6 protein-coding genes and 1 pseudogene are annotated in these 4,631 nt (G+C 67.6%); 4 read left to right on the top strand and 3 right to left on the bottom strand.

What is annotated here, in order from left to right; translation table 11 throughout:
• The 3 genes from RR1_RS21390 to RR1_RS22200 form a co-directional block, all read right to left on the bottom strand.
• Positions 1-840, bottom strand: an 840-nt coding sequence (locus RR1_RS21390) for a WXG100-like domain-containing protein (RefSeq protein WP_072713754.1), incomplete at its 3' end; no start/stop codon positions are given.
• Positions 840-1,154, bottom strand: a complete 315-nt coding sequence (locus RR1_RS21385; protein ID WP_010836628.1) for a type VII secretion target — start codon at positions 1,152-1,154, stop codon at positions 840-842. The genes RR1_RS21390 and RR1_RS21385, both read right to left, overlap by 1 nt.
• The gene (locus tag RR1_RS22200) at positions 1,151-1,669 is read right to left on the bottom strand and encodes a YbaB/EbfC family nucleoid-associated protein (RefSeq protein ID WP_010836627.1); all 519 of its coding nucleotides are present in this window, start codon (positions 1,667-1,669) and stop codon (positions 1,151-1,153) included. The genes RR1_RS21385 and RR1_RS22200 overlap by 4 nt, the downstream gene beginning before the upstream one ends.
• A gap of 147 nt (positions 1,670-1,816) precedes the next feature.
• Between RR1_RS22200 and RR1_RS22505 the strand changes: the two genes are divergently transcribed.
• From RR1_RS22505 to RR1_RS21360, 4 genes and pseudogenes are all read left to right on the top strand, one after another.
• A complete protein-coding gene (locus tag RR1_RS22505) occupies positions 1,817-2,365 on the top strand; it encodes a DUF3558 family protein (protein ID WP_169847080.1) in 549 nt (182 codons plus the stop codon).
• 69 nt (positions 2,366-2,434) lie between these two features.
• Entirely contained in the window at positions 2,435-3,619 is a 1,185-nt protein-coding gene (locus RR1_RS23010; protein ID WP_010836625.1) for a WXG100 family type VII secretion target, read from the top strand.
• Positions 3,616-4,386, top strand: coding sequence for an ESX secretion-associated protein EspG (locus RR1_RS21365; protein WP_010836624.1), 771 nt, complete (start codon positions 3,616-3,618; stop codon positions 4,384-4,386). Before RR1_RS23010 ends, RR1_RS21365 begins: the two co-directional genes overlap by 4 nt.
• Positions 4,383-4,631 (top strand): annotated as a pseudogene (locus tag RR1_RS21360) (hypothetical protein); the annotation flags it as partial. The gene RR1_RS21365 and the pseudogene RR1_RS21360, both read left to right, overlap by 4 nt.

Genomic DNA, 4,631 nt, shown 5'->3' with positions numbered 1-4,631 from the left:
AGTGAGTGCCGCGGTGCCAGCGTGATTGACACCGGCTGCCTCGTCGATTTCCTCGGCGAGCTCACTCTCGGCTCTCGGCTTTCCGACGGTGTGTTCCTGGACGACGTTGAACACCTCACCGAACAGGCGGTCCTGCACGGAGTCGCGGAGCTTGTTCGAACTGCCGGGTACGAGACTGCCCGCACCGCCTTCGAGGGCTCCCTTGAAGGCGCCTTGGCCGGCTGCTTCGAACAGGTTCCCGAAGTCGACGTCGCTGCGCTTGCCATTGTTCATTTCCAGAACCTGCAGGGCACCTTCCCTCGCAACTGCATCCAAGATGCCCGAGCTGGCACCTTCGACAGCGCCCGCGACAACCCGCTTCAGCAACTCGGCTTGAAGCCAGCGCATGATCATCTGAACGACTGCGCGGGTCGCGGCTTGCGCGGCGATCGCCGCAGGACTGGCGAGGCCGGCAGACAGGAACATCCACGCTGCCAACCCAGCGAGCTGAGCCGCAAGAATGATCAGCGCCTGGATGATGCGGAGCTTTGCGTTACGTACGCCCTCTGCCGAACCGTCGGTGTCCACTGCGAGTTCGAAACTCAGCTGTGCAGCCGACTCCAGAGCGTCTTCGAGCCGGGCCCAACGCTCTTCGACAGCGGTGTCGACGGCCCCACCAAGTCCGGTTCGCGCGGCCTTGATCTGGGCCCGTGCATCATCGAGCATCTCGCTGAGAGCATTCGCGTTCGCTCGCCATGCTGCGGCAGCGCGCTCCATGGCTGTTTCGTCGGCCTCAGGCCATTCCTGTGATGCGCAGAACTCCGCGACGGGACGAAGGTAGCCCGGGATCTCGATGCCCATCAGAAGACGCCATTCAAGCTCGACCCGAAGCCCTCGTCCGTCTGCTCTGTCGTATCGGCGACGAAGCGCAGTTTGTAGGCAATTTCCTCGAAGAGAGCCGGCGCCGCTGCGGCATCGGTGGCGCACTTCTCGGCTCGGCCCACGTACATCTGAGTGAAGTTGTGACCGGTCTCGTCGTTGCCCCAGAACTCACCCTCTGCGGTGAGGGCACCCTCGAGGCTTCGCAATGCCGCCACCGCTCGATCCGCGATCGCATCGAACCGCGGCGCGACGGCGCGCAACTGTGCCGGGTCGATATACATCGGCTCGCTCATCGGCGCGGGTCTTCCATGAACGACGAGGACCGGCCCCAGCCGTCGTCTTCGTCGTCGTCCTGGGCGGGCCGGGGCGCCGGTCCCGGCGCTGCAGGCTCGGGCAGGTCGAGGCCTGTGAACAGGTCGTGCAGGCTCGGTGCACCGGGCACGAGGTCGGGCAGGTCGGGCATCTGCTCGTTCGCGGCCAGCACGGGCGCCATCGCCTCCTGTGCCTGCACACGGGCCGATGCGCTGGCGCGATGTGCTGCCTGCTTCATCGCCGCGCCCAGCAGTTCGGGCGTCGAGCGGCGCAGCGCCTCGGGTGCGACTACGACGTCGAGTACCGCACCGACCGCGTCCACCTGCACCTTGACCATGCGGTCGTCGGATTCACCCCACACGCGGAGCTGCGAGACGATTCGCTGCCCCTCTTCGAGATCTCGCTGCTGCTGTTCGAGCTTCGCGAGCATGTCCCCCACCTGCCGCTCGAGAACGTCGTTCTGAGCTCGCAGTTGTTCCGTCCGCTGATCGACCATCGATCTCCCCCTCCGATTGCGCCAGTGGACGATACCAAGCGAATCGGTGACGCGCCCCACCGTGACGTTCGCCCCCTCGTCGTGCTGGCGCGTGCCAGGTGGGCTACCGTTCGAGCGCCCTGTGAGCCTTCCGGAAGGAGTCGGTCTTTGAGCAAGCGTGCGCGTTCCGCGTGTGTGTCGGTGTTGTCGCTGGCAGCAGTGGCGGCTGTGGCCGCCGGGTGCAGCAACTCGGACGCCGAAACCGCCGATGCCCCCGCCACCGAGGCGACGGGTTCGCTCGCTGCGACGACCTCCGATCCGTGTGCGTTGATCGGGCCCGAGGAGCTGGCGATCTTCTCGTCGAAGCCCGAGGCCGAGCCTATGGCCGGCAGTGACAAGATCTCGACGAGCTGCGCGTGGGACGGCGACGGCGCGACCGTCGTCACGGTGACGCTGCAGAACAGCAAGACCGAAGCGAGCAAGTTCAAGCCCGAGACGAAGATCGACCTCGGCGGCATCGCAGCGTATGCGGATGCGTCGGTCGCAGATTTCTGCACCGTCTACGTCCCGGCACCGGACGAGGACAAGACGTTGATCTTCCTCGCGACGCCGGACGCGCCCACCGCCGAGGCCAACCCGGCCACCGAGGACGAAACCTGGTGCGACCGAGCAGAACCCGCGATCTCGAAGGCCGTCGCAGAACTCGGCTGGGCCTGACGCGTCGCGCCCCTCGCATCGCCTACCTCTAGGATGCGAGGGCACGGGGACGCATGACGAGGGGGACGCATGAGCGCGGAAGAACGCTATGTCAGCGATCTGGTGAGTTTCGGCGAACAGTTCGACCATCAGCAGCTGTTCGACGCCGTCCAGTCGATGGACGTGGCGGCCGTGTCAGCGCTGTCGGAGCGCTGGGCGAAGCTGGGTGCCGAGGCGGCAGCGAGTATCGAGGACTTAGCCCAGCGAGCGATCCGGCGCATCGGCGAGGGATGGCAGGGCAGCGCCGCGGATGCCGCTCTCGCGAACATCGAGTCCTACCGGCAGTCGGCGCCCGCACTCCAGGAGTCGGTGTCGTCGGTCGCGGCACCACTCGAGGTGGTGGCCTCGGCGGTGACCCGGCTGCGCGCCGAGATGCCCGAGGTCCAGCCGCTCGGCTGGTACGACAAGATCACGCCCTGGCAGTCGAACATGGACCGCGAGCATTACCGACGTCGTGACATCGCGTTCGATCTGATGCGTCGTCACTATCCGCCCGCAGTGCGTACCGTCGACGAGTCGATCCCGGTGTTCGACGAGTTGCGGTCGACGGTCCATCACCCCGAGGCCGGCGGGCCCGGCGGCGGACTGCCCGGCAGCGGGTCCGGAGGCGGCTTCGGCGGCGGTGGCAGCGGTGGCGGTGGCGGTGGCGGCATGGCTGCGGTCCCGCCCGGTTCCTTCGGCCCGGCCGACGCGGCTGCATTGGACGGCGCCTCCGCAGCGGACGCCATGGCCACAACGAGCGGCGGCGAGAACGGCGGGTCGGGGCTTCCCGGCGTCGGCGACGCCCCTGCCGCGACGACCGCGGCGTCGGCAGGCTCGTCTCTCGGCGTTGGAAGCGGTGCCGGTGCAGACGGCCTGCGCTCGTCCGTCGGTGGTGGCGGAGGGCTCGGCGGCGGCGCTGGGCTCGGCGGTCTCGGTGGCGGTGGTCATGCGGGTGGCGCGGTCGGTGGCGGGCTGGTCGGCGCCGGACCGACTCCCGCAGGACCGGGGGCAGGTGCGGCCGGGGCTGCCGGCGGTGCTCGTCCCGGCGTTGCCGGTGCGGGTGCTCGCGGAGCGATGATGGGCGGCGGAATGATGGGCGGCGCGGGTGCCGGTCGTGGCGGCGGCTCCGACGATGCGGAACACAAGACCCCCGGTTACCTGGTGACGGTGCAGAACGGGAACGAATTGATCGGCGGTATGCCACCGGTCAGCCCGCCGGTGATCGGATCATGATGCGCGAGTGTCAGATTCGGAGCGATCAGTTCGCCGCACTGTGGAGCGAGACGGGACTCGACGAGTCGCCCTATCCGCTCCACCTCGGTGTCTCGGCACCGACGCTCGACGAGCACGAGCGCCTCCAGCAGCAGATCCGCGCGCACTTCGCCGGTGAGGCGGGTGACGGTGTGCGTGATGTGATTCGCGTGCTCGCGACGCCGGAAGTGTTCGTCGAGGTGTCCGGGATCGACGCGTCCGGATCACGGATCAGGGTGCTCGGTGCGCGCAATCAGCAGTTCGGTGCCGTGGCAGTGCAGTTCCCGGGTGCGCGCGACGACCTCGGCGGCGAGATTCGATTGCGTCTCATCCCCGGTTCCGCGATGGGGACGGCGATCGCTGCCCTGCTTCCGCCGAACGCGCCGGGGACAAGGGTTTTCGCCCGCAACGACGAGCCCGAACCCGACTACTTCTCCGGTCGCATCCTGCAGGATGTGGCGGCTCCTGCGCGGGCATCGAGGTTCGAGGCGGCGGTGCGGGCAGGCTATGCCGGAGCGGGCACGATCCGCGTGGCAACGGGACCGCGGTACGCCGACTCCGAGGTCGCGTGGCTGCGGTGGTTCGACATCGCCGGCGACGGCAGGTATGTCATCACCTCACGTGACGAGAACGCCGCGAAATCCGCTCGCGGAGAACAGGTCGGGAAGTGGTGTGACCGGATGATGACCCAGGGCATCGAGACGTTCCGCGAGGCTCGTGTCGAGTCGGTTCGAGGAGGATGGGCATGAGTGATCCGGTGAACGATGACGCGCCACCTTTCACCGGTGGACCGGTCGATCAGGTCGTCGCTGCGATTGCCAGCGACAACCGACTCGAACTCGATCCGGAAATCATGCGGCAGTTCATCAACGACTGCGAAGACCACGCGATTGAGATGTCCGATTTCGCCGATAGTGCACGGCGCCGATTGCGGCCCGACAAGCTTGGCTTCGGTGAGGAGCACCTGTCGAACTCGGCCGATCTGTTGCGTAAC

The organism is Rhodococcus rhodnii NBRC 100604 (assembly GCF_001894925.1).
GTDB classification, from domain to species: Bacteria; Actinomycetota; Actinomycetes; order Mycobacteriales; family Mycobacteriaceae; genus Rhodococcus_F; species Rhodococcus_F rhodnii.
The sequence above is the reverse complement of the archived record's forward strand: the minus strand, read 5'-3'. Positions and strand labels throughout refer to the sequence as shown.